This window comes from Bacillus sp. FSL K6-1033, from assembly GCF_038630765.1.
In the GTDB taxonomy this organism is placed as follows: Bacteria; Bacillota; Bacilli; order Bacillales; family Bacillaceae; genus Bacillus; species Bacillus altitudinis.
Genome location: NZ_CP152041.1, coordinates 2,382,456 through 2,406,115 on the forward strand (window position 1 = coordinate 2,382,456; position 23,660 = coordinate 2,406,115).

The following is a 23,660-nucleotide window of genomic DNA, read 5'->3' on the forward strand; positions in this document are numbered from 1 at the left end:
TCCTCTGCCTCCTTTTATCTTAATAAACCGTTTCTTTAAAGAAGAACCCTGTATCGATTGAACGGTTGACAGGCTGGATCTCTTCAATACGCTCCACCCATTCATCTTTCTGATCTTCATAGGCTTCCTTATCAGTCACTAGTAAATCAATGGCTTTTCGATAGAGGGATGTCACCTCTGTCATATAAGAAAGTGACTTTAAAATTCCGTCAATTTTAAATGAGTCAATGCCTGCGTCAACAAATTCTTCTAATTCATCAATCATACATACATCATTTGGACTCATAATGTGTGTGCCATTTTCATCCTCAAAAATAGGATATTTGTTTTGACGCTCCTGGTCGTGAAGGAATAGACCTTCTTCCATATTTCTGCCTTCCACGTCCATTTGTTTGCCTTGATATTCAAAATAGTTGCCAACAAGTGTCCGTTTGGATTGGAACATACAGGTCATGCCGTGGACTTGAATTTCAATCTCCACTTCGGCGTTTTCTTTGATATCAATCACGCTATCCATATTGAGTTCTTTGGCAAGAACAGCACGTGTTGCGCCTTTTCTGCCCCAGTAGTTACAAGTGTAATAGTTTGTCCCAGTTGTTTCTGTACTCCAGTGCAGATTCAAGTTGACACCTGTTTCTTTTGCTGCCATGATCACTGCCGGATCTCCAAAAACGACACCATCCACGTTTAACCCATCGAGAAAGGTTAAATAATCTCCAAGCAGTGCCACACGGTCATTATGAAAAATCGCATTCATGGCGACATATACTTTTTTGTGATGTGCATGTGCGAGTTGAACCGTTTGTTTCACATCTTCTCTTGAAAACTCACCTGCAAGACGGATTCCATATGTTTGTTCACCTATTAAAAATGCGTCAGCACCCGCTTCAATGAGCGGCAGTACATCCGACACCTTGCTTGGCGTCACAAGCAATTCTGGTTTTTTCATGATTGGTCACCTCTTTTTGTACTAATAGCGATCCCATCTCCAACCGGAATGATACACGTTTGGTAGTCAGGATTTGACATCAGCCATTGATTGTATCGATCAATTTTGCCTATTAATTGTTTTTTTCGTTTATCTTCAATTTCTTCTTCATAATTTGTCGCAACTAAGCCTTTAAATAATACGTTGTCTGTAATAATCATTCCGTCATCGGACAGCATCGGTTCAAACAGCTCAAAAAAGCGTTGATACTGACCTTTTGCCGCATCAATGAAGATCACATCATAGGGCGCCATCGTCTGAACCGTTTTAGCTGATTCGATCGCATCGCCAAAAAACACGTGAATTCTATCTTTGAAATACAATTCTTCAATATTCCGTGTCGCTTCCTCATAACGTTTCGCATTTCGCTCAATCGTATAGATTTCAGCATCTGGCAGAGCTTCTGCCATTCGAATCGCTGAATAGCCAATCGCTGTCCCAACCTCAAGAATCTTCTTCGGTTTTTTCAAAGAAAGCAGCTGCAATAACAGTTCAATGCTCACCTTTTCCATGATTGGCACATGATGCTCTTTCGCATACTCCTCTAATTGAGCGATGGCATCAGGACTCGGCTCAATTAAATCTTCAATATAATCATTTATTTGATCATCTTCGATTGTCATTATATGTCTAGCTCCTTCATGACCTGAAAAAGAAGAGTCCTGCCTGCTGCAGCTCTCTTTCTCGTCAATCTTTCGTTCATCTAAGTAAAAACAACCCGATATATTTTACCACAAAGATGTGGTAATTGCGAACCTATAAAATGGATATAACAACGAAAAAAACTGCAGGCAATTTCACCATTGTCTACAGTCTTTTTCCTCTCACATGAGCGCTAGTTGCTGCCTGTGATGTATTTCGCTTTTGCTTTGTTGTGCTCATTTAACGTTTTCGTAAAGACGACTTCCCCATTTTTCTTTGCTAGGAAGTAAACAAAATCTGTTTTCTCTGGATGGAGTGCTGCTTTCCAAGAAGATTCTCCAGCATTGGCAATAGGTCCAGGCGGCAGCCCTTTGTTTGTATACGTATTATAAGGTGATTTCACTTTTAAATCTTTGTAATAAACACGGGACTTATGCTCGCCAAGCGCATAAAGAACGGTTGGATCTGTTTGAAGCGGCATGTCCTTTTTCAACCGGTTATAAAACACACTTGAGATTTTTGACCGGTCTGTTTTTTCGGTTGCTTCCATTTCTATCAGGGATGCCATCGTTAGGACATCATGGATGGACATCTTTCTCTTTTTCATGTCCTTTTCATACGTTTTCACATATTGATCTGTTTGTTTAATCATCGTGTCAATGATGGTTTCAAGTGATTCATCCTCACGATAAAACGGATACGTCGCCGGGAATAAATATCCCTCTAACGGATGCTTGACCTGTTTCCCGTTCACTTGTGATGTCACCGTTTTCGGGTATTTTTTCATTAATTTTTTAATAAAGGCTGGATCATCCAACTTCGCTTCAACTTCCTTCGCTGAAAAATTCGTCTGGTTTGCGATAATAGATGCAATATCAGACAACTGTTTCCCTTCAGGTATCACAAGCTGAAATGCGTAGTCTGTCCCGCCAGATGTCAGCTTTTGAATTAGCTGATCCGCATCCATTGTTTGTTTGAGATGAAAATAGCCCGCTTTAAAGCCTGACGCTTTTTTGTACTTTGCATAGTAAGTGAAAATCGTGTCATTTGAAATCAGCTCTTTTTCTTTTAAAATGCTCGCAATTCCGCTGACAGATGTCCCATTTGGAATATGAATATTAATGGTTTGTTTGCTTTTTTGATCGACCGGCCCGAGTGCTGATTTTACATATAAAAAACCTGATAATGCTGCAATGATGATCACAGCAAGTACAGATAACAGGACGATCCCCATTTTTCGTTTAAAAAATGGTCGTTTCTTTTGTTCTGAAAACATGCATGGCCCTCCTCACATCTAGCTTTTATAGTACATGATTCGACGGAGTTCGGCAATTACTTGCTCATGCATGTCATGACAGAACTTGCCATAGTGTGGCTAAACCGACACCGCCTCCACTGCCAATTGCAGCCATGACATAACTTCCATTCGGTAAGGCGCGGGCTTCGCAAAACAGTCTCACCATCATAGCAGCTCCCGAGGCGCTATATGGATGACCAAGACAAAGCGCACCGCCTCTTTTATTGATACGGTCATAAGGAATACCTAGTGTCCGGGCAATGAGCACTACTTTGAGTGCAAACGCTTCATTGATTTCAAAAAGTGCAACATCTTCTATCTTCACTTGTTCTTTATGTAAAAGTTTCTTGATTGCATCAATTGGTGAAGCAGCAGGATAATGCGGGTCCATAGCGGTCACGGCACTCCCGATATACCGCAGCATAGGGCTGAAGCCTTTTGCCTCCGCTTCCGCTCTTTCCATCACAACGACGGCAGCTGCACCATCTGCTTCTTTACAGCTATTGGTCACAGTCACAGTACCTTTGCCTGGTAAAAAGACAGGTTTTGCTCGCTTTATCAAGCTTGCAATCGGTCTTATTTTAGCTGCCGCTTCATCTGTACCCATCCCGCTAATCGGAACAATTTCTTCTGAATACGTTCCTTGCTTGAATGCGGTTATACTTCGTTCCCAGCTTAAAAGTGCATAGTCATCTTGCTCTTGTCTCGCAACTGAAAATCTCGACGCCGTCAGCTCTGCCGCTTCCCCCATATGAGGGTCCCCTATCCACTCTGGAGAAAAGCGGGCCCTTTCTTTCATTGGTGACCGAGAAATGCTTTCCGTTCCACCAGCGATATACATTGATCCCTCCCTCGACTGAATCATGATGCACGCCGTTCTAATGGCTTCAAGACCGGAAGCACATTGCCTATCAATGGTCATACCCGGAATATGTAATGAAAGCCCTGCTTCTAACGAGGACAGACGGGCAATGTTGCCACCACCCCCGACGACATTGCCTAAAATGATGTCATCTGGCTTGGTCACGTTTGAAAAATGCTGGATCAAGGGCGCAGCTAGATGCTCTGGCCGGTAATCCTTCAACATTCCATTTTTCTCACCGAAGGGCGTCCGCTTCGCTTGTACGATCACGGCTTGCATGATAATTGTTCCTCCGCCCACTTTTTCATACTGGCACGAGCGATTTTCCCTCCTGATGTTTCGATCATTTTGTCCGTGACGAGCCATTTTTTTGGTACTTTGTATGCCGCTAATGTTTCTTTTACAGCTTGCCGAATGATTTTTGTTTGCTGTACATTCTCAATAATGGCAACAGGGATTTCGCCCCAATAAGGATCAGGAAGTCCAATCACGATTGACCGATTCACCTCTGGCTGTTCATTCAGCACACGCTCAATTTCCTCTGGAAAAATATTCAGTCCCCCATAGACAATCATGCCATTCTCGCGGCCGCTCATATACAAGTAACCATCTTCGTCGAGCCACCCCATGTCATATACGGTCAGCCACTCTTCGGGCGGCTTTTCATCTTGTAAATAGCCTGAAAAAGACATTGGGCTTTTCACATAAATTCTCCCTATTTCATTTGGCTTGCAAACGGTTTGATCTGCCCTCCTGACTTCAACCTGAATAGAAGGAAAAGGCTTTCCGACAGAAGTAGGCTTTTGCAAAAAGTCATCTGAAGATAAATAGGAGACAAAACTCAATTCTGATGTTCCATAAAAATCAAAAAATGTGATGTAAGGATAGCGGTTGACGAGCTGTTTTTTTGAAGAGTTTCCCCAATCTGCACCAGACGACAGGACAAGAAGCGGATTCTTCCCGAAAGCATCCATTTGCAGCAACGATTCTGTCATGGTCGGAACCGTATAAATAGCCGTGATGTCTCCTTTCTCTAAGGTTTTCTTTGCTTTCTCTGGCACAAATTTTTCTAACAATGTCACAGTGCCACCGAAATAAAGTGTGCTGATCGCACCGTATAAAAAATGAGAGGATAAAAGTGTGCCCAAAATCAGTACATGATCTTTATGTGTGATCCCAAAGACGGATGTTGTCATTTGAAAGCTCTCGATCCATGACTGTTGGCGTCTTATAAAGGCTTTGGGCGATCCCGTTGATCCTGAAGTAAAACCCATATAAAAAGCAGGATCTTCCTCCGGTTCACTTTTGTTCGATTGAACGTTTATGCTGAGGCTGATTCTTTCTTTCCATTCAGATAAAGAGAGCACTGGCATATCCAGCTTGTACTTTTCAATTCTTTTGATATATCGATTTTCCACAATGACAAGGTCTGCCTCGCTTAATAAGAGCTTTTCCGCGCATTCCTTATCACTCCACCGCGGATCAAGAGGCACCGCTGTCCATCCTGCAGAAGCTGCGCCAGCAAATAGTTGGAGAAACGGAACACCATTTGATACTAAAAAAGCGACTCTTTTTTGCTGATGAGGCGTTTCTTTTAACCATTGTGCAGATGACTTCACACGCTCATGCCATTCTTCATAAGTGATCTGCTCTTTTTCATCTATGATCGCCATCTGACCTGGCTCCACTTTTGCATGAGCTGCATAGTTTTCCGTTATTCTCATCAAACTGCTCGCCTCCCTCTATGTAAGTCCCTTTTTCGATATGACATCGCTTGAATGATTTTCACCGTGAAGACGGCACATATCCCTGCTTTGATCAGATCACCCGGTAAATAAATGACGCTGAACAGAGCTGCTTGCGTGATCTTTATATGCATCATCATGGCTTGAAAGGGAATTCCGCCTATATATAATATCCCGATACTGCATACCGCATAGATTAAAAATAGGCGTAAGGCCGTCACTTTCTTCAGCCGGTTCAGCCACAGACTGATCATAAAGGCAGCCACTGGATAAGCAAGTAAAAAACCACCGCTTGGCCCAAAAAAGACCCCTATTCCGCCTCTCCCTCCAGATAAAAGAGGTGCGCCTGCTGCCACTATTAGAAGAAACAGAAGTAAACTAATCAGGGCTTGCTTTGGTTTTAACAGCCCTCCAGCAAGCAAAAGACCTGCGGTTTGTAAGGTGATTGGTACAGGTGTAAACGCAAGAAAAATAGGCGGAATCAATCCTAACATCCCAATAACTGCTGTCATGAATGCCATTTGCATCATATCGTGAATTTTCAATTTTCATACCCCTCACTCGATGTTTTTTGATAAAAATAGCGTAAAAGGTCGAGTGATATATGTCAACTAAATTTAAATAATAGTTTACATATAGAATGTAAAAAAAGACCTGTGAAGAAAGATCACAGAGATCATGTTCACAGGCCTTTTATTCGTTCTATTCTTCTTCGTCTTCTTGATCTAAGAACGTATTTAACGTTTCTTCAATCATGTCCCACTCTTCATCCGTTTCAATTGGCTCTAATTCGCCATCTTCACCGTCTTCGTTTGGTGTGAAGCTTGATGCATGAATTTCAATTTCTTCGTTATCTTGTTCAGAAATTGGGTAGTAAAGAACATATGATTTGTTAAAATGGTCGCTTTCAAAAGTAAATAGTACTTCGCAAAGCTGCTCATTTCCATTATCATCAACGATTGTAATTTGCTTTTCTCCGTGTTCCATTTGATTCACCTCATTTTAATTTAAGCTGTCTAAGTACCCTTGAAGGATCATAACAGCCGCCATTTTATCAATGACTTTTTTACGCTTTTGTCTGCTCACATCTGCAGAGATGAGCATTTTTTCTGCTGCCATCGTTGACAGACGCTCGTCCCAAAGCACAACAGGAACATTGTACGTGTTTTCTAACACTTTCGCAAATGATTGGCTGGCCTCGCCTCTTGGACCGACCGTACCGTTCATATTTTTTGGAAAACCAAGTACAATTTTATCCGTTCCATATTGCGAGACGATCTCAGACAGGCGGCTGAGACCAAAGTCTCCGCCTGCTTCATCAATTTTAATGGTTTCAATCCCTTGAGCTGTCCATCCCATTTCATCACTGATTGCCACACCAAGGGTTTTCGTGCCTAAATCTAAGCCTAAAATTCTCATGTTTTACGCCTCTTTATGTGTCTCTAAGTACGATTTAACCAATTCCTCAATTAATTCGTCTCGTTCTAGTTTACGAATTAGGTTGCGTGCATCCTGATGTCTTGGAATATAAGCAGGGTCGCCTGACAGCAAGTATCCGACAATTTGATTGATCGGGTTGTATCCTTTTTCTTGGAGTGCGTCATAAACTGTTATGAGCACTTCATTCACATTGGTTTCAGCTGAATCATCAGAGAAGTTAAACTTCATTGTCTTATCAAATGAACTCACTGCTTCTTGCACCTCTCTTCCAACATTCTACTAGCAAGCTTTTTTCTAACCGCTCATCTAATACCATTATTCTACACTACATTGACTGATTATAAAACGGATTTGACAGATTCTTCGACAGTTGCCAGTGCTTCTTCAAGCTTTTCTGGCTGTTTCCCGCCTGCTTGTGCCATATCTGGGCGTCCGCCTCCGCCTCCGCCGCAAATTTCAGCTGCCTGCTTCACAAGTTTTCCTGCATGAAGACCTTTTTCAATGACGTCTTTCGTCACACCGGCTGAAATGTTGACTTTTCCATTTTGAACGGCACCAAGTACGATGACAGCTGAACCTAATTTCGCTTTTAAGTCATCAACCATCGTTCTTAAATGGTTCATGTCTTTGGCGTTTACTTTTTCAGTTAACACGTTCACTCCGCCAACTTCGATGACTTTTTCTAAAATAGAGCCAGCTTCTGCTTGACTTAATTTCGCAAGAAGTGATTCGTTTTCTCTTTGAACTTCTTTTAAATCAGCCTGCAAGGAAGCGATGCGTTTTGGTACATCTTTTGTATTTGATTTCAGTTCATTAGCTGCCTTTTCTAAAATCGCAAGCTGATCATTTAATTCTGTATAAGCACCTTTACCTGTTACAGCCTCAATACGGCGTGTTCCAGCACCAATACCCGATTCAGATGCAATTTTAAACAATCCGATCTCCGCAGTGTTTTGAACGTGACAGCCTCCGCATAACTCGATGCTGTAATCACCTACTTGCACCACACGGACAATATCGCCATATTTCTCGCCAAACAGCGCCATTGCGCCCATTTCTTTTGCTTCAGCAATTGGTTTCAGGTCAATGGCAACCGAAATGCCTTCCCAAATCTTTTCGTTGACGATTTTTTCAATTTGTGACAATTCTTCTTTTGTTACTTGTCCAAAGTGAGAAAAGTCAAAGCGAAGTCTGTTTTCATTCACAAGTGAACCCGCTTGGTTAACGTGGCTGCCCAATACATCTTTTAGCGCTTGGTGCAAAAGATGTGTCGCTGTGTGATTTTTCACAATGCCTTTTCGAAGCGCTGATTCGACTTCTGCAGTGACTTCAATGCCTTTTTGAACTGTACCACTTACGACGACTCCTTCGTGGACATGCTGGCCGTTTGGCGCCTTTTTCACATCTTTGATATCAATGATCGCTTCGGCACTTTTTAACGTTCCTTTATCCGCCACTTGTCCGCCGCTTTCCGCATAGAAAGGTGTTTCATCTAATAAAATTTGCACCGTTTCCCCTTCGTGTGCTTCTGTGACAATTTCACCGTTTTGAAGCAATTCGATAATACGAGCATCTGCAGTTAAATTTTCGTAGCCAACAAACGTACTTTCCGCTTTAATATCGCCTAAAGCCCCGCCTTGAACCTGCATACTACCTACATCTTGTCTGGCATTTCTTGCACGTTCACGCTGCTTCTCCATTTCTAGCTGGAAGCCTTCACGATCGACTGTCATGTTCTCATCTTCTGCATATTCTTCTGTAAGTTCGACCGGGAATCCATATGTGTCATAAAGCTTAAATACATCTTGACCGGAAATTTGTGAGCTGCCATTGTCTCGTTCTTTTTTGATCACTTCTGATAAAATGGCTAACCCTTCATTCAGTGTCTCATGGAAACGCTCTTCTTCATTTTTGATCACTTTTGCAATAAATTCTTCTTTTGCTTGAACATCTGGATAGAAATCCTTCATGATCTCCGCAACAACTGGAACTAGGTCATACATAAATGGACGGTGGATATGGATCGTTTTTGCATAACGCACAGCACGGCGCAGCAAACGTCTTAACACATAACCTCGGCCTTCATTAGAAGGAAGTGCTCCGTCACTGACGGCAAAGGCCACAGTACGAATATGGTCAGCAATGACTTTAAATGCTGTGTCTTTTTCTTTTGACTCCCCATAGCTTTCTCCAGAAATCGTTTCTACTGCACGAATAATCGGCATGAACAGGTCTGTATCAAAGTTCGTCGGTACGTTTTGAATAACAGAGACCATACGCTCAAGACCCATTCCTGTATCAATGTTTTTCTTCGGAAGCGGTGTGTATGTACCATCTGGATTATGGTTAAATTCAGAAAAAACAAGATTCCATACTTCTAGATAACGTTCATTTTCTCCGCCTGGATATAATTCAGGGTCGTTCATGTCGTTGCCATATGCTTCTCCGCGATCATAGAAAATTTCTGTATTCGGACCACTTGGCCCCTCGCCAATATCCCAGAAGTTGCCCTCTAGACGAATAATTCGTTCCTCAGGGACACCAATTTTATCTCTCCAAAGAACATACGCTTCTTCATCCTCTGGATGTACCGTTACAGATAACAGATTCGGATCAAAGCCAATCCACTCGTCACTTGTGAGGAATTCCCAAGCCCATTCGATTGCCTCTTCTTTGAAATAGTCTCCAATAGAGAAGTTGCCCAGCATTTCAAAAAACGTATGATGGCGTGCTGTTTTCCCTACATTTTCAATGTCATTTGTACGAATTGATTTTTGTGCGTTGCAAATACGTGGATTCTCAGGCACGACGCGGCCATCGAAGTATTTCTTTAATGTTGCCACCCCGCTGTTAATCCATAGAAGTGTTGGATCGTCATGCGGTACGAGGGACGCACTCGGTTCGACAGCATGTCCTTTTTCTTTAAAAAAATCTAAAAACATTTGACGTACTTGAGCTGAAGTTAAAGTTTTCATCATAAATCCTCCCTTTTTTATTCTCAATCTTCACACAAACGAAAAAACATCCCGCCCTATGCAAGCAAAAAACTACTTACACAGGGACGAGATGCTCTCGCGGTACCACCCTGATTATAGACATATGCGTCTATCACCTTCACATCCGATAACGCCGGAAGAGAGCGGCAGTGTTTATCTGCACTCGGGACTAGCTTCCGTTAAAGGTCTGATAAGGCTTTTCTCAGCAAACAAAGCCTCTCTCTGCAACAGCTTTTTAACGTACTCGGGTCCGTCATTGAATTCAATATGTATGAATCGAAATTATTATAGACAACTCGGCTCGTCTTGTCAATGAACGCTTCGTCTCATGTGAATATATTGCACAATGATAACCCTCATAATGGCTGCGGACGGCACGGCTAAAATCATTCCAATCAAGCCAAACAGCTCACCTCCAGCGAGTAACACCAGCATGATTACGACAGGATGCATATGCAGGCTTCTCCCGACAATGATCGGACTCAGTACATTGCTTTCTAAAAATTGAAGCACGGCTACTGTAATTAGCACAATGATCACTGACTTCACTGAGATGGTAAAAGCGATAAAGACAGCTGGAATCGCTCCAATAATCGGGCCAAAATACGGAATGACATTCGTTGCACCGATTAACATACCTAGTACAAGCGGATATGGAATATGGAACAGCCAAAGAACAATGGCAGCAGCTCCTCCAATTAAAGAACAGACAAGCAATTGCCCTCTAATATAATCCCCAAGTGAGTCATCCACTGCTTTCACAAAGGCATGTCCCCTTTTTCGGAAGCTTGGCGGGGTTAAATACCATGCTGCCCGCTTCATCGTGTTCATATCTTTCACCATATAAAAGACAAGAAAAGGAATAAGTGCAGCAACTAAGGCGTAATCAAGCAGTACTTTACAGCTAAGAATCATCCGCTCTGCCCCATTTGCGGCATACGTCTCAGATTGGACAATAAAACGATCCAGCCGTTCATGTAGTCCATCAGGCCAGTGGCTTGTATGACGATGAACATGTGATAAAGCACCATTATACGTTTCGGCAAGCATGGGAATTTGCTCCGACAATTCATTTAACTGAGCGATTAAAACCGGTGCCCCTTTATACACAGCCAAACCAATGCCTCCAAAAAACAGCACATATATCAATAAGAGACTGACCGTCCTTGGCAAACCTCGCTTATGTAGTCTTTCAACAATGGGATAAAGAAGATAAGAAATAAAAATAGCGATAAGAAGCGGGATTAAAACCGCTTTGAGCAATAAAAAAATAGGCATCCATAACTCGTCGAGCTGAACCAAAATGAGTAAAGACGCAAGGACAAGCAGTACACCTGCAGCATATATTAGAAACTCGATCGGACGTTTCTTCACCTTTTTCACCTCTCTTCTTATTGTTTAACCAACTTCTGCAATTATCCATGTAAATAAAATTTGTCCTAACTTTGTTAAAAATGAATACACATGAAACATACGGCTCCATCCAAAGTCACTGTTTGCTGTAAAATCTCGTTAGAAAATATTCCATTATTTTCTTATTTCCGCCTCATTTATGCTAGAATCCACTTTAGCTCAATCATTAGAAGAGGAGGTTCTTCATGATCACATTCGAAGAAGTCAACAAGCATTACGGCCAGTTCCATGTACTTAAGGACATTAACCTACATATTCAAAAAGGTGAGGTTGTTGTGATCATCGGTCCTTCAGGGTCTGGAAAAAGCACGATGCTCAGATGTATCAATCGTCTTGAAAGCATTGATGAAGGAAAAGTCCTTGTCAATCAAGTGTCTGTTCAGCATCCGAAAACCAACATCAATCTCATCAGGCAAAATATCGGGATGGTGTTTCAGCACTTCCATCTTTATCCGCATAAGACGGTGCTTGAAAACATTATGCTTGCGCCGATGAAGGTTAAAAAAGTGAGCAAAGAAGAAGCAAAGGAAACAGCTGAATTTTATTTAAATAAAGTTGGCATTCCTGAAAAAGCAGACACCTACCCTTCTAGACTCTCAGGAGGACAGCAGCAGCGTGTGGCAATCGCAAGAGGACTTGCAATGAAACCTGAGGTCATGCTTTTCGATGAACCAACATCAGCTCTTGATCCAGAGATGATCGGTGAGGTGCTAGATGTGATGAAACAGCTGGCAAGGGAAGGAATGACAATGGTCGTTGTCACGCACGAGATGGGATTTGCCCGTGAAGTCGCGGACCGCATTGTGTTTATTGATGAAGGAAGAATTCTTGAAGAATCTACACCAGCTGCCTTTTATGAAAAACCGCGCGAGAAACGCGCTCAGCTCTTTTTAAGCCGTATTTTAAATCACTAGGGGGAATGAATTTGATGAAAAAAATGAAACGCTTTGGCCTATTACTGTTGATGACTTTCTGTATGATCGCTCTCGCTGCTTGTGGATCTGCCGAGAAAGGCTCAACTGATGCAAAACAAGGCAGCTCATTAGAAGCCATTAAGAAAGACAAAAAAATCGTTTTCGGTGTGAAAAACGATACTCGTTTATTCGGTCTAAAAAATCCTAGTAGCGGGGATATTGAAGGGTTTGATATTGATATCGCAAAAGCGATCACTAAAGAAATGCTCGGTGATGAAGGAAAAGCAGAATTTAAAGAAGTGACATCTAAAACAAGGATTCCTTTACTGCAAAAAGGAGATATTCATGCCATTGTTGCCACAATGACGATCACAGAAGAGCGTAAAAAAGAGGTCAATTTCTCAGATGTTTACTTTGAAGCAGGACAATCACTGCTTGTGAAAAAAGGCAGCGACATTCAATCGATTGATGATCTTAAAAAAGGTACGAAGGTGCTTGCAGTGAAAGGGTCCACTTCTTCTCAAAACATTCGCGAAAAAGCACCAGAAGCATCCGTTTTAGAATTTGAAAATTACCAAGAAGCCTTTACAGCCTTAAAATCAAATCAAGGGCAAGTTCTGACAACTGATAATGCAATTTTATTTGGCATGGCAGACGAAGATTCAAATTATGAGGTCGTTGGCGGAACATTTACCGATGAGCCTTATGGCATCGCTGTAAAAAAAGGCGATGAAGAGTTGACAGAAGCCATTAATAAAGCGTTAAAGGCATTAAAAGACAATGGAGAGTATGACAAGATTCATAAAAAATGGATCAAAGAATAATTAATTGACTCGATCAACCTCAACACCCTCAGGAGAGCCGCTTGCCGGCTCCTCTGTTGATTAGGAAGGAAGTGAACTGATTGCTGCGGTTTTCCATTTTAACTGAGAACTTCCATCTTTATTTAGAAGGGTTTAAATATACGATTGGTGCAAGTGTCATTGCGTTGATTGGAAGCTTTTTCATCGGTACACTCATTGCCATTATGAGAATTGCGCCACTAAGGCCGCTCAACTGGTTAGGGACGGCTTACGTGGAATTTATTCGGAATATTCCGTTATTATTGATCACCTTTGTGTTCTTTTTTGGTTTACCGGTACTTGGCATTGTGGCAGATGGCTTTACAGCAGGAACCATTGCCCTCTCCATTTATACGTCTGCTTTTATCGCTGAAGCCATTCGTGCAGGTATACAAGCTGTACCGCTTGGACAAATGGAAGCAGCTAGAGCTTCTGGTCTGTCATATGGCGGAACGATGCGATATATTATTCTGCCGCAGGCAATCAAAATTGTCATTCCACCACTTGGGAATCAATTTATCAATCTTGTGAAAAACTCGTCTATTTTAGGTGTCATTGCAGGGTTTGATCTGATGTACCAAGGAGACCTTATCGCTTCGAGAACGTTTGTGACATTTGATGTATACATCTTTGTTGCCATGTTCTATCTTCTATTGACCATTCCGCTTAGTCTAGGCGTTGGTTATTTAGAAAAAAGATTAGCCCGAAGCCACTAGAAAGGAGGAAACACAATGGATTTTATAGGTGCCTACCAGCCCGATCATCTCGCCTTTTTACTTGAAGGATTTGCTGTCACCTTAAAAGTGGCTTTTATCTCCATCATTTTAAGCTTTATCATCGGATTAGTCGTTGGCACATTGAGGTTCGCACAAATCCCTATTTTATCAAAGGTGCTTGCGGTCATTGTGGAAACCGTTCGGAACCTGCCGCTTTTGCTGATCATCTTTTTTACGTATTTCGCCCTGCCTGAAATCGGCATTAAGCTGAGCATTACAGCCTCTGCCATTGCGGCTTTAACCGTGTTTGAATCCGCCATGCTGTCAGAAATTATTCGCAGCGGATTAAAATCAATTGATAAAGGACAAATCGAAGCGGCCAGATCCTCTGGTTTAACCTATATTCAAACATTAAAAATGATTATCATGCCACAGGCGTTACGCCGAATGGTCCCGCCGATTGTCAGTCAATTTATTTCTCTTTTAAAAGATACATCGCTTGCCGTTGTGATTGCCCTTCCAGAGTTATTGCATCACGCGCAGATTTTAAATGGTCAAAGCCAATCTTATTTACTTCCTATTTTCCTCTTGGCCGCCATGATGTATTTTGTTGTGAACTTCAGCTTGTCTATACTTGCACGGAGATTAGAGTACAGGCAGGCATAAAAAAAGGACATCCGCTCATGGTGGATGTCCCTTTTTGTTTAAAGCATTCGCATAACTCGTTTTCTCATCTTTTTCATATCCCGCTTAGATGGCATATCATATCGACTTGCAAAGTGATATGCGAGTGCACCTGCACCAAGCGTTAATAGTGAAGAAGTCATTTTGCCCATTCGAAATTCCCCCTTAACACTTATAGTTGAATTGAACGTTCATCGTCACTAAACAGGTCATCTAAACTGCTTAGTGTACCGTCTTCCTCCACTTGGTGAGTAGATATTTTGCCTTTTGACAGTGTCAATTCAATAAAACAGCCCCAGCAATAATATTGATTGACCCCAATTTTTCCGATGTCTTTACATTTGCAATTTGGGCAAATGAGCATACTCAGCACCTCTTTACGTTCGGTTTAGAACAAGTGCTTCCTTTTGAACATCCATCAAGGTTCCGGCAGCATGCAGCTGCTTTCGAATCCCTGATAGCTCTGTAAAGAAGCCGTCCGAGAGTTCATATGCTACGATTGTGCCCGAATTTGTACAAAAGTATACATCTTCCAAAACACCTAATGTTTCACCATCTGGCGTACGGATCATTTTCTTTTTTAATTTCGAAAAGAAGAAGGATGGGGCGGAGGTATCTATCTCGATGCCCTTCTGGCAGCTCACATATAGACCTTTGTCTGTCAGTTTGTCGCCAGCTGAGAATGGAATGAAAGCACAGTCTTTCTTTTTCCCATCTAAAACATATCCCCCGCAGCTGCCGCCGGCTAAAAAGCAAATATCTTTGATCGCCCCAAGTGAATGAGACAGCTCGTCTGTATAGATCGTCAGTCCTTCAAGCTCTCGACATGTTCTCAAAATGTGATCAACCACCTTTTCGGAACAGTCTTATCGTGTGCGTTTCCTCTATGACTCATACGAAGAAATGGCTTCCATGAAGGAAGCCATTTACTCTTGCATAAAATCAAACGGGGTGATTCCCTCCATGCCAATATTGGCATCGTGTACGCTGAAAGGAAGTTCTTTTTGGAGGGCTGCTAACTCAGCGTCCATGATTTCTTCCGTTTCAGTAAGACGCATGGTTAAAGATGTTTGTCTGAGGGAGTCTTCATTATTTTTCACGCCCCACTCTAATGCTGATTCCTCACCGCACAAAATTAAAAACTTTTTACTTCGTGTAATGGCCGTGTAAAGCAAATTTCTTCGAAGCATTCGATAATAACTTCTCACGACTGGCAGCACCACGATTGGGAATTCACTGCCCTGAGATTTATGAATCGAGCAACAATAAGCGTGTGTAAATTGATGAAAATCTTTTTTCGTAAACGTGATTTCGTTTCCATCAAAGGAGATGACCGCCATATCTTCTTTTTCCGTGTTTTCTTTCGCATAAAAGATCGAGACAATTTCGCCAATATCTCCATTAAAAATGTTATTCTCCGGCTGATTGACAAGCTGAAGTACCTTATCACCTGTCCGGTAGACGACATCACCAAATGGAATCTCTCTTCCTTTTGGCTTTTTAGGATTCAAAATTTGCTGAAGCATTTTATTCAGTTCATTAATGCCTGCTTTTCCTTTATACATCGGGGCAAGCACTTGTATGTCCTTTGCTGAATAACCCTTTTGCGCAGCATTGCTGACCACTTTCTCGATGACTTCTTTCATTTGGTCACTAGAGCATTGAATAAAGGATCGATCCTTCGAGCGTGCAGTAATATCCTTTGGCAATACACCATTTTTCATATCATGCGCAAGTTCAACAATTGTTGAACCGTCTGCCTGCCGGTAAATATCAGTTAGTGTCACTGCCGGTATAGCTTGTGAAGCAAGCAGGTCTCTTAACACTTGACCAGGTCCGACAGATGGAAGTTGATGTTCGTCTCCAACCATAATGACTTGAATATGATCTGGGATCGCCTTAAACAAATGGTTCGCCAGCCAAATATCCAGCATACTCGATTCATCAATGATGACAAGTTTTCCTTCAATCGGCTGGTCTTCATCATGTGAGAAGCCTTCTGATCCATTCCAGCCTAGCAGCCGGTGAATGGTCACAGCAGGAAGTCCAGTGGATTCGGTCATTCGTTTCGCAGCACGTCCAGTTGGTGCGGCAAGCACGAACGGAAATGCTTCATCTTTTTTATAATCACCCGGGTCAAGAGATACGCCGTGAAGATCGCTGTAAAGCTCGACAATCCCTTTAATGACTGTCGTTTTCCCTGTACCCGGTCCGCCTGTTAAAAGCAGCATTGGAGACATGAGTGCCTTTTGAATGGCTTCTTTTTGGGTTGGTGCATACTGGACACCAAGCCGTTCCTCCAGTTCACCGAGTGCAAGCAGAAATTCTGATTCAGGAAATTGATCTGCATATTCCGTTTGAGCGACAATTTTTTGAATGCGTTTTGCCACACTTTGCTCCGCATAAAAGAGCGACGGATGATAACAGCGCTCATCTTCAATAATCATTTCTTTCCCTTCACCAAGTGCAATGATCTGATTGGCAACGTCCATTTCAGTCACTTTGTAGTCATTGCCGGTTTGATTCAGCAGTTTACGGGTTTCGACGATCAGATCTTTCGTTTGTATGTACGTATGACCGTCCTGCAGGCTTGCTGTCTCAACGGTATACAAAAGGGCTGCACGAATGCGGTCTGGATCATTTCCAGATATCCCTGTTCTAGCGCCGAGTTCATCTGCTTTAATAAATCCAATCCCCTCGACGTCTTTGACGAGCTGATAAGGGTTTTCTTCAATTTTTTGCAACGTTTCACTCTCGTATACTTGGTAAATCTTCATGCTAAGCTGAGGACCAAAACCATATTGATTCAGGCTAATCATGATTTGCTCAAGCCCTTGATGCTCTTGAAGTGCGGCAGCCAGCTTATCGGCCTTCTTTTTTGACAGGCGAGGGACGTCATACAACACAGACGGATCACGCATAATTTGATGAAGCGTCTGATTGCCAAGCTTGCCGACGATTTCTTCCGCCGTCTTTTTTCCAATCCCTTCAAACAAGTCACTAGAGAGATAATGAATGATGCCTTGCTTTGTTGTAGGGACTTCCTTTTGAAAATGAGTGGCTTGAAACTGCTCGCCAAACTTCGGATGACTTGTGACCTTGCCATAGAAGGTGTAGGTTTCATCCTCATGAAGTGCTGGGAAGTAGCCTGTGACAGATGCTGTTTTTTCCTCTAAATTCTCTGATGTTTCAATGACTTTTACTTTTAACACCGAGTATAAATTACTTTCGTTATGGAAAATAACGGCTTGAACCGTCCCTTTTAAAAACGGTTCGTCTTCAAGCTTCATTTGATCTGGATGTTCCTGCACAGGTCTTCCCTCCTTCCGGTTATTCTGCCTCTTGAATCAGCTTTTGCGCATGCAATGCAAGCATATGATCAGGCTGCACGTCAATGGCTTTTCCTAGCATTTCAAGCGCTTCGTCCTTTTTCTCTAAATACGCATACGCAACGCCTGCATTATAAAAGGCGTCTGCATGCTGCGGATCTCGCATAATCACTTCAGTAAAGACTGCGACCGCTTCCTCCAGCAGATGTTCATTCGCTAAGCACATGCCAAATTGAAATCTTGCTTCGTTGTCTTCTTCGTTTAGCTCAACTGCACGCTGAAGATAAGGCATCGCAAGCTTTGGCTGCTCTAATTTCATCAGTGTCTGCCCTAACATATAAAACAAATCACTGTTTTCCATTCCAGCTTGTAGCGCTTGCTCAAAATAGTCTTTCGCTTTCATAAAGTCTTCTTTCATCGTATAGACATTTCCTGCCCCGTAATAGGCTGCAGCTGCTGTATGATCAAGTTCAATGGCTTTTTGAAAGAAGTTCAAAGCACGTTCAAATTCATGAACGCTTGAAAGTAAGTTCGCAAAGTTGATATATGGAACCGGGTCCTTTGGGCTTTCTTCAATGGCTTTCGTAAAAGCTTCAGCTGCCTGTTCGATGTTCCCTTGATTTAAAGCTTCAATACCGATTTCGTTATGATTCATTCGCTCTCTTCATCCTTTCATTAAAAAACCTCAACAGCGACGTTGAGGTTTTTAACACATGTTACACATACGACAGCTTTTGGCCATCTTTAAAGACATCGTCAATGGTCCCGCCGCCAAGACATTCTTCGCCATCATAAAAAACAACAGCTTGTCCTGGAGTGACAGCACGAACGGGTTCATCAAAGATCACCATTGCTTCCTGCTCACCTGTCATTTTGACTTTTACATGATGGTCTTCTTGACGGTATCGGAATTTCGCTGTGCATGTGAGTTCACCGTTTTCGCCGACAATATGAGGACGAGTCCAGCTGATGTTAACAGCTGAAATACTTTCAGAGTATAAAAGCGGATTGTGGAAGCCTTGTTCAACAAATAAGATATTTTTCTCTAAGTCCTTCCCAACAACAAACCACGGATCACCGCTTCCGCCAATGCCAAGTCCTTGGCGTTGACCGATCGTGTAATACATGAGTCCATCATGTTCACCTTTTACTTCTCCGTCCATTGTCTGCATCACACCGGGCTGTGCAGGCAAATATTGGCTAAGGAACGTTTTAAAGTTTCTTTCCCCAATAAAGCAGATGCCCGTAGAATCTTTTTTCGTTGCTGTTGCGAGCTCTGCTTCTTTCGCTAATTCACGCACTCTTTTTTTCTCTAAATCGCCGATTGGGAACAACACTTTTTCAAGCTGTTCTTGAGTCAGCTGATTCAAGAAATAAGTTTGGTCTTTGTTTGTATCAAGACCTCTTAGCATTTTCACTTCATCGCCGGTTCTGTCGACACGGGCATAGTGGCCTGTTGCCAAATAATCCGCTCCAAGCGACAATGCATGCTCAAGAAATGCTTTGAACTTAATTTCTTTATTACACATGACATCTGGATTCGGCGTTCTGCCTGCTTTATATTCATCAAGAAAATATTGAAACACTTTGTCCCAATACTGTTTCTCGAAATTCACTGCATAATATGGGATTCCAATCTGGTTACAAACACGAATGACATCCTCATAGTCCTCCGTTGCTGTACATACACCATTTTCATCTGTGTCATCCCAGTTTTTCATAAATATGCCGATCACATCATAGCCTTGCTCCTTTAACATGAGCGCAGCAACTGATGAATCGACGCCTCCGGACATACCGACCACAACTCTTGTGTCTTCAGGTCTTTTTGTCATCTTCATCAACTCCAATTTCAATGAAACAACGTGCGCGTTTCGTTCTTCAGGTGCCTAGCTGTTTCATTTTTCACACACGAACAAAAGGGGAGCATTTATTTGGCTAGGCGTTTCACGACAGCCGCTATCTTATGCGCCGCCTGCTTCACATGTTCCTCTTCATTTCCAAGACCGAAGCTTATTCTGACTGAGGATGTCAGCTCTTTTGCTTCTTCACCATACATGGCGCTTAATACGTGCGAAGGAAGGACAGATCCAGCCGTACATGCTGACCCGCTTGAAACAGCAATCCCTTCCATATCTAAGTTCACAAGTAACGATTCAATGGAAACGCCCGGGAAGTGGACATTTAAAATGTGCGGCAATGTCTCTTTCGGATGTCCATTGATAGAGAAATTGAGTGATTCCTCTTCGAATACTTGCAGCATCGCTTCTTTGAGCTTACCATAATGCACTGCTTTTTCTCTTCTGTTTTGCTTTGTTAATTGAACTGCTTCTGCAAGCCCAATGATTCCCGCCACATTTTCAGTGCCAGCACGGCGTTTTCTCTCTTGTTCTCCTCCGAATAGCTGCGGTGAAAGTTTTACACGCTCATTCACGTATAAAAAGCCTGTTCCCATCGGGCCATTTAGTTTATGACCGGACGCAGATAAGAGGTCGATATGAAGTTCTGTGACATCAATTGATATTGTCCCAAATGCCTGTACAGCGTCTGTATGAAAATAAGCAGTGTGTTCGTGTAAAAGTTGACCAATTTCTTTAATTGGCTGAATCACACCCGTTTCATTATTGCCGTACATGATAGTCACAAGAATTGTATCGTCTCTTAGTGCTTGTTTTAATTGATCAAGATGAATCAATCCAGTGTGATCCACATCTAAATACGTCACATCAAAACCAAGCTTCTCTAGTCGCTCGCATGTATGCAGCACTGCATGATGCTCAGTTTTTGTTGTGATGATATGTTTTCCTTCATGCTGCCTTGCCATTGCCACACCTGTAATGGCCAAGTTGTCTGCCTCTGTTCCTCCGCTTGTGAGGATGATCTCCTGCGGCTTACAGTGTAATTCTCCTGCAATGAATTCCCTTGCTTCATCGAGCCACTTTCTTGCCTCGCGCCCATATGAATGAATACTAGAGGGATTGCCAAATATCTCTGTAAAGTAAGGCATCATCTTGTCCACAATTCGCTGATCCATCGGCGTTGTAGCTGCATGATCTAAATAGATACGTTCCATTTCCGGTACACCTCTGATCTAAATATAGAACATATACGCCTCTTGATCCTCGTCATCTTTATAGCTTGCCAAGTCTTCAAGAGTTGTATTGTCCAGTACGTCTTTTACTGCATCACGAATACGAATCCAAAGTGCACGCTTTGCTGGTTCTTCGTTTTCGATCACTTCAACAGGACTAATAGGTCCTTCTAATACACGAATAATATCACCGGCTGTAATCTCGTTTGGCTCATGGGCAAGCACATAGCCGCCATACGCTCCGCGGATACTTTTCACAAGACGTGCATTGCGAAGTGGTGATACAAGCTGCTCTAAATAATGCTCAGACAAATCATTGTTTTGAGCGATTGATTTTAATGATGTAGGGCCTTCGCCATGTTTTTTGGCTAATTCGATCATGATCGTCAGACCATATCTGCCTTTAGTAGAAATTTTCAAGTTAAACACCTCTGCGTTTTCTATTTCTATGTCATCAATTATTTTTCTGATTTCATATACGCTTATATAGACCAAAAGCAATTATATCATACTTTTAGCCAACTTTCATTTGCGGGTTCTGAGCTCAAAACGAGGACGCATCCCTTTTCTATTTGAAGAAATTTCGGTACTCTATACAAACAAGACATTGCTTTAGGAGAGATAATCATGAAACCTTTAGCGTATCGGATGCGCCCAAGTCATATTGGAGACATTATTGGGCAGGAGCATCTCGTTGGGGAAGGTCAAATTATTAGACGAATGGTCGAGGCAAAACATTTGTCCTCGATGATTTTATACGGACCGCCGGGAATCGGCAAAACATCCATTGCAACTGCAATCGCTGGCAGTACAAGCATTGCCTTCCGTACATTGAATGCGGTGATTCATAACAAAAAAGATATGGAAGCTGTCGCCGCTGAAGCGAAAATGAGTGGTCAGGTCATCTTGATTTTAGACGAAGTCCACAGACTCGATAAAGGGAAGCAGGATTTCCTTCTTCCGTATTTAGAAAATGGCATGATCATTTTAATTGGCGCGACAACAGCTAATCCGTATCATGCGATTAACCCAGCCATCCGCAGCCGGACACAAATATTTGAGCTGAAGCCGCTGGAAACAGAGCAAATTAAAGTTGCATTATCTCGAGCTTTACAGAATGAACATCGCGGGCTTGGCGGTTATTCGGTCAAAGTTGATGAGGAGGCAATGAATCATTTTGCAAATGGATGCGGAGGAGATGTGCGTTCCGCTTTAAATGCGCTCGAACTAGCCGTCTTATCGACAAAAGCGGATGAATCTGGACAGATCACGATCACTCTAGCTGCAGCAGAAGAATGTTTACAAAAAAAGAGCTTCTCGCATGATAAAAACGGTGATGCCCATTATGATGTCCTCTCGGCTTTTCAAAAATCCATTAGAGGATCTGATGCAGATGCTGCGCTGCATTACCTTGCAAGACTCATTGAAGCGGGAGACCTTGAAAGCATTTCGAGACGATTACTTGTGATGGCTTATGAAGATATTGGCCTAGCCAGTCCGCAGGCAGGGCCACGTGTGTTAAGCGCTGTTCAAACAGCTGAGAGAGTTGGTTTTCCAGAAGCACGAATTCCACTCGCTAATGCCGTGATTGAACTGTGTCTTTCTCCAAAGTCAAACTCCGCTTACCAAGCGATTGATGCGGCACTGCATGATATTCGCACGGGGAAAATTGGTGAAGTTCCCGTTCATTTAAAAGATGCCCACTATAAAGGAGCAGCAGCACTTGGAAGGGGCGCCGATTACTTATATCCGCACGATTATGAAAATGGCTGGGTGAAGCAGCAATATTTACCTGACCCGCTGAAAAACAAGCAATATTATGAACCAAAGCAAACTGGAAAATTTGAAGGTGCACTAAAGCAAGTGTATGAAAATTTAAGACGGCAAAAATAAAAAAAAGCCCCCTGCTCTAAGCAGGCGGGCTGTTTATTTATCTTTCACACGTGTAATCGGAATGTCTTTTAACAGTTTCATAATGACATGACCACCCATGATCAGTCCAGCCACAGATGGAACAAACGCATTGGATGATGGCGGCATTTGTGCCTTACGAATTTTCGCTTCATCATTTCCAACTTCTTTTCTCACATCTTCACGAATGACAATCGGACTTTCATCAGAGAAAATAACTTCAATTCCCTTACGAATGCCTTCCTTCCGCAGGCGTGTTCTGACGACTTTCGCAATTGGGTCTGTATGTGTTTTCGAGATGTCATCAATTTTAAAGCGTGTCGGATCTGTTTTATTTGCAGCACCCATACTCGAAATAATGTTCACATCGCGTTTCAGGCACTCTTTCATTAAATGAATTTTATAATGAATTGTATCTGATGCATCAATGACATAATCAAGTGGATACTCAAAGAATTGTTCATATGTTTCTTCTGTATAAAACATTTTGAGCGCAACAACTTCACATTCTGGGTTAATGTCAGCAATTCTTGCCTGCATTAAGTCAACTTTAGGCTGACCAACCGTTGATAGCAGAGCTGGCAGCTGCCGGTTTACATTTGTAATATCAATATCATCTTTATCAACAAGAACAATACGGCCAACACCTGAACGAGCAAGAGCTTCTACTGCAAAAGAACCTACGCCGCCTACTCCAAGCACTGCAACTGTACTGTTTTTTAATATATTTAAGCCTTCCTTGCCAATGGCAAGCTCGTTTCTTGAAAACTGATGTAACAAGTGCCTCACT

Annotated in this window: 25 protein-coding genes and 1 other annotated feature; of the genes, 5 read left to right on the plus strand and 20 right to left on the minus strand. The window is 42.4% G+C overall.

Annotated features, from left to right (window positions below; translation table 11 throughout):
• Window positions 1–19: 19 nt before the first annotated feature.
• The 11 genes from MHH31_RS12225 to MHH31_RS12275 all read right to left on the minus strand — a co-directional run bounded on the left by MHH31_RS12225 (window position 20) and on the right by MHH31_RS12275 (window position 11,344).
• Entirely contained in the window at window positions 20–949 is a 930-nt protein-coding gene (locus MHH31_RS12225; protein WP_008342670.1) for a peptidase U32 family protein, read from the minus strand.
• Window positions 946–1,611, minus strand: coding sequence for an O-methyltransferase (locus MHH31_RS12230; protein WP_342494846.1), 666 nt, complete (start codon window positions 1,609–1,611; stop codon window positions 946–948). The genes MHH31_RS12225 and MHH31_RS12230 overlap by 4 nt, the downstream gene beginning before the upstream one ends.
• 212 nt (window positions 1,612–1,823) lie before the next feature.
• Window positions 1,824–2,906 carry an endolytic transglycosylase MltG gene (gene mltG, locus MHH31_RS12235; RefSeq protein ID WP_045034105.1) on the minus strand — a complete coding sequence of 361 codons (1,083 nt, stop codon included), beginning with the start codon at window positions 2,904–2,906 and terminating at the stop codon, window positions 1,824–1,826.
• Window positions 2,907–2,979: 73 nt separating this feature from the next.
• Window positions 2,980–4,068, minus strand: coding sequence for an acetyl-CoA C-acyltransferase (locus tag MHH31_RS12240; RefSeq protein WP_061419777.1), 1,089 nt, complete (start codon window positions 4,066–4,068; stop codon window positions 2,980–2,982).
• Window positions 4,056–5,513, minus strand: a complete 1,458-nt coding sequence (locus tag MHH31_RS12245; protein ID WP_342494847.1) for an acyl-CoA synthetase — start codon at window positions 5,511–5,513, stop codon at window positions 4,056–4,058. The genes MHH31_RS12240 and MHH31_RS12245 overlap by 13 nt, the downstream gene beginning before the upstream one ends.
• The gene (locus MHH31_RS12250; protein WP_024718368.1) at window positions 5,513–6,079 is read right to left on the minus strand and encodes a biotin transporter BioY; all 567 of its coding nucleotides are present in this window, start codon (window positions 6,077–6,079) and stop codon (window positions 5,513–5,515) included. Before MHH31_RS12250 ends, MHH31_RS12245 begins: the two co-directional genes overlap by 1 nt.
• 157 nt (window positions 6,080–6,236) lie before the next feature.
• The gene (locus MHH31_RS12255) at window positions 6,237–6,521 is read right to left on the minus strand and encodes a DUF1292 domain-containing protein (RefSeq protein WP_017358102.1); all 285 of its coding nucleotides are present in this window, start codon (window positions 6,519–6,521) and stop codon (window positions 6,237–6,239) included.
• 15 nt (window positions 6,522–6,536) lie between these two features.
• Entirely contained in the window at window positions 6,537–6,953 is a 417-nt protein-coding gene (gene ruvX / locus MHH31_RS12260; RefSeq protein ID WP_003216519.1) for a Holliday junction resolvase RuvX, read from the minus strand.
• Between the two features lie 3 nt (window positions 6,954–6,956).
• A complete protein-coding gene (locus tag MHH31_RS12265) occupies window positions 6,957–7,223 on the minus strand; it encodes an IreB family regulatory phosphoprotein (protein ID WP_024718370.1) in 267 nt (88 codons plus the stop codon).
• 89 nt (window positions 7,224–7,312) lie between these two features.
• Window positions 7,313–9,949, minus strand: coding sequence for an alanine--tRNA ligase (gene alaS, locus MHH31_RS12270; protein WP_342494848.1), 2,637 nt, complete (start codon window positions 9,947–9,949; stop codon window positions 7,313–7,315).
• A 79-nt stretch (window positions 9,950–10,028) separates the two neighbouring features.
• Window positions 10,029–10,236, minus strand: a binding site (T-box leader).
• A 43-nt stretch (window positions 10,237–10,279) separates the two neighbouring features.
• Window positions 10,280–11,344: an AI-2E family transporter gene (locus tag MHH31_RS12275; protein ID WP_017358104.1), complete on the minus strand. Its 1,065-nt coding sequence runs from the start codon at window positions 11,342–11,344 to the stop codon at window positions 10,280–10,282.
• Window positions 11,345–11,568: 224 nt separating this feature from the next.
• Between MHH31_RS12275 and MHH31_RS12280 the strand changes: the two genes are divergently transcribed.
• The 4 genes from MHH31_RS12280 (at window position 11,569) to MHH31_RS12295 (ending at window position 14,521) form a co-directional block, all read left to right on the plus strand.
• Window positions 11,569–12,297 (plus strand): amino acid ABC transporter ATP-binding protein, encoded by a 729-nt coding sequence (locus MHH31_RS12280; protein ID WP_007501456.1) that lies wholly within the window; start codon window positions 11,569–11,571, stop codon window positions 12,295–12,297.
• Between the two features lie 14 nt (window positions 12,298–12,311).
• Window positions 12,312–13,121 carry a transporter substrate-binding domain-containing protein gene (locus MHH31_RS12285; RefSeq protein WP_327877837.1) on the plus strand — a complete coding sequence of 270 codons (810 nt, stop codon included), beginning with the start codon at window positions 12,312–12,314 and terminating at the stop codon, window positions 13,119–13,121.
• A gap of 80 nt (window positions 13,122–13,201) precedes the next feature.
• Window positions 13,202–13,855 carry an amino acid ABC transporter permease gene (locus MHH31_RS12290; protein ID WP_007501460.1) on the plus strand — a complete coding sequence of 218 codons (654 nt, stop codon included), beginning with the start codon at window positions 13,202–13,204 and terminating at the stop codon, window positions 13,853–13,855.
• A gap of 15 nt (window positions 13,856–13,870) precedes the next feature.
• A complete protein-coding gene (locus MHH31_RS12295; protein ID WP_008342693.1) occupies window positions 13,871–14,521 on the plus strand; it encodes an amino acid ABC transporter permease in 651 nt (216 codons plus the stop codon).
• A 38-nt stretch (window positions 14,522–14,559) separates the two neighbouring features.
• Here MHH31_RS12295 and MHH31_RS12300 read toward each other — a convergent pair whose 3' ends face one another.
• The 8 genes from MHH31_RS12300 to MHH31_RS12335 all read right to left on the minus strand — a co-directional run bounded on the left by MHH31_RS12300 (window position 14,560) and on the right by MHH31_RS12335 (window position 21,379).
• Window positions 14,560–14,691, minus strand: a complete 132-nt coding sequence (locus MHH31_RS12300) for a YrzQ family protein (RefSeq protein WP_008342695.1) — start codon at window positions 14,689–14,691, stop codon at window positions 14,560–14,562.
• A 20-nt stretch (window positions 14,692–14,711) separates the two neighbouring features.
• Window positions 14,712–14,903: a hypothetical protein gene (locus MHH31_RS12305; protein ID WP_003216308.1), complete on the minus strand. Its 192-nt coding sequence runs from the start codon at window positions 14,901–14,903 to the stop codon at window positions 14,712–14,714.
• A 13-nt stretch (window positions 14,904–14,916) separates the two neighbouring features.
• Window positions 14,917–15,375, minus strand: coding sequence for a PRC-barrel domain-containing protein (locus MHH31_RS12310; RefSeq protein ID WP_041506817.1), 459 nt, complete (start codon window positions 15,373–15,375; stop codon window positions 14,917–14,919).
• Window positions 15,376–15,465: 90 nt separating this feature from the next.
• Entirely contained in the window at window positions 15,466–17,850 is a 2,385-nt protein-coding gene (locus tag MHH31_RS12315; RefSeq protein ID WP_284725520.1) for an ATP-dependent RecD-like DNA helicase, read from the minus strand.
• 19 nt (window positions 17,851–17,869) lie between these two features.
• Window positions 17,870–18,523, minus strand: a complete 654-nt coding sequence (locus tag MHH31_RS12320; RefSeq protein WP_041506815.1) for a tetratricopeptide repeat protein — start codon at window positions 18,521–18,523, stop codon at window positions 17,870–17,872.
• 61 nt (window positions 18,524–18,584) lie between these two features.
• Window positions 18,585–19,703 carry a tRNA 2-thiouridine(34) synthase MnmA gene (gene mnmA, locus MHH31_RS12325; RefSeq protein WP_041506814.1) on the minus strand — a complete coding sequence of 373 codons (1,119 nt, stop codon included), beginning with the start codon at window positions 19,701–19,703 and terminating at the stop codon, window positions 18,585–18,587.
• A 95-nt stretch (window positions 19,704–19,798) separates the two neighbouring features.
• Entirely contained in the window at window positions 19,799–20,941 is a 1,143-nt protein-coding gene (locus tag MHH31_RS12330) for a cysteine desulfurase family protein (protein ID WP_342494849.1), read from the minus strand.
• An 18-nt stretch (window positions 20,942–20,959) separates the two neighbouring features.
• Window positions 20,960–21,379: an Rrf2 family transcriptional regulator gene (locus MHH31_RS12335; protein ID WP_008342713.1), complete on the minus strand. Its 420-nt coding sequence runs from the start codon at window positions 21,377–21,379 to the stop codon at window positions 20,960–20,962.
• 207 nt (window positions 21,380–21,586) lie between these two features.
• Between MHH31_RS12335 and MHH31_RS12340 the strand changes: the two genes are divergently transcribed.
• On the plus strand, window positions 21,587–22,852 hold the full coding sequence (locus tag MHH31_RS12340) for a replication-associated recombination protein A (RefSeq protein WP_342494850.1): 1,266 nt from the start codon (window positions 21,587–21,589) through the stop codon (window positions 22,850–22,852).
• A 33-nt stretch (window positions 22,853–22,885) separates the two neighbouring features.
• On the opposite strand, the gene MHH31_RS12345 is transcribed toward MHH31_RS12340, so the two are convergent.
• Window positions 22,886–23,650 carry a tRNA threonylcarbamoyladenosine dehydratase gene (locus MHH31_RS12345; protein ID WP_008342718.1) on the minus strand — a complete coding sequence of 255 codons (765 nt, stop codon included), beginning with the start codon at window positions 23,648–23,650 and terminating at the stop codon, window positions 22,886–22,888.
• Window positions 23,651–23,660 lie beyond the last annotated feature (10 nt).

Excerpts from the sequence above, each read along its gene's own strand:
- mltG (WP_045034105.1), bottom strand. The coding sequence starts at position 2,906 with ATGTTTTCAGAACAAAAGAAACGACCATTTTTTAAACGAAAAATGGGG.
- MHH31_RS12340 (WP_342494850.1), top strand. The coding sequence starts at position 21,587 with ATGAAACCTTTAGCGTATCGGATGCGCCCAAGTCATATTGGAGACATT.
- MHH31_RS12330 (WP_342494849.1), bottom strand. The coding sequence starts at position 20,941 with ATGGAACGTATCTATTTAGATCATGCAGCTACAACGCCGATGGATCAG.
- MHH31_RS12255 (WP_017358102.1), bottom strand. The coding sequence starts at position 6,521 with ATGGAACACGGAGAAAAGCAAATTACAATCGTTGATGATAATGGAAAT.
- MHH31_RS12240 (WP_061419777.1), bottom strand. The coding sequence starts at position 4,068 with ATGCAAGCCGTGATCGTACAAGCGAAGCGGACGCCCTTCGGTGAGAAA.
- MHH31_RS12295 (WP_008342693.1), top strand. The coding sequence starts at position 13,871 with ATGGATTTTATAGGTGCCTACCAGCCCGATCATCTCGCCTTTTTACTT.
- MHH31_RS12280 (WP_007501456.1), top strand. The coding sequence starts at position 11,569 with ATGATCACATTCGAAGAAGTCAACAAGCATTACGGCCAGTTCCATGTA.
- MHH31_RS12305 (WP_003216308.1), bottom strand. The coding sequence starts at position 14,903 with ATGCTCATTTGCCCAAATTGCAAATGTAAAGACATCGGAAAAATTGGG.
- mnmA (WP_041506814.1), bottom strand. The coding sequence starts at position 19,703 with ATGACAAAAAGACCTGAAGACACAAGAGTTGTGGTCGGTATGTCCGGA.
- MHH31_RS12300 (WP_008342695.1), bottom strand. The coding sequence starts at position 14,691 with ATGGGCAAAATGACTTCTTCACTATTAACGCTTGGTGCAGGTGCACTC.
- MHH31_RS12320 (WP_041506815.1), bottom strand. The coding sequence starts at position 18,523 with ATGAATCATAACGAAATCGGTATTGAAGCTTTAAATCAAGGGAACATC.
- MHH31_RS12225 (WP_008342670.1), bottom strand. The coding sequence starts at position 949 with ATGAAAAAACCAGAATTGCTTGTGACGCCAAGCAAGGTGTCGGATGTA.
- MHH31_RS12285 (WP_327877837.1), top strand. The coding sequence starts at position 12,312 with ATGAAAAAAATGAAACGCTTTGGCCTATTACTGTTGATGACTTTCTGT.
- alaS (WP_342494848.1), bottom strand. The coding sequence starts at position 9,949 with ATGAAAACTTTAACTTCAGCTCAAGTACGTCAAATGTTTTTAGATTTT.
- MHH31_RS12245 (WP_342494847.1), bottom strand. The coding sequence starts at position 5,513 with ATGAGAATAACGGAAAACTATGCAGCTCATGCAAAAGTGGAGCCAGGT.
- ruvX (WP_003216519.1), bottom strand. The coding sequence starts at position 6,953 with ATGAGAATTTTAGGCTTAGATTTAGGCACGAAAACCCTTGGTGTGGCA.
- MHH31_RS12230 (WP_342494846.1), bottom strand. The coding sequence starts at position 1,611 with ATGACAATCGAAGATGATCAAATAAATGATTATATTGAAGATTTAATT.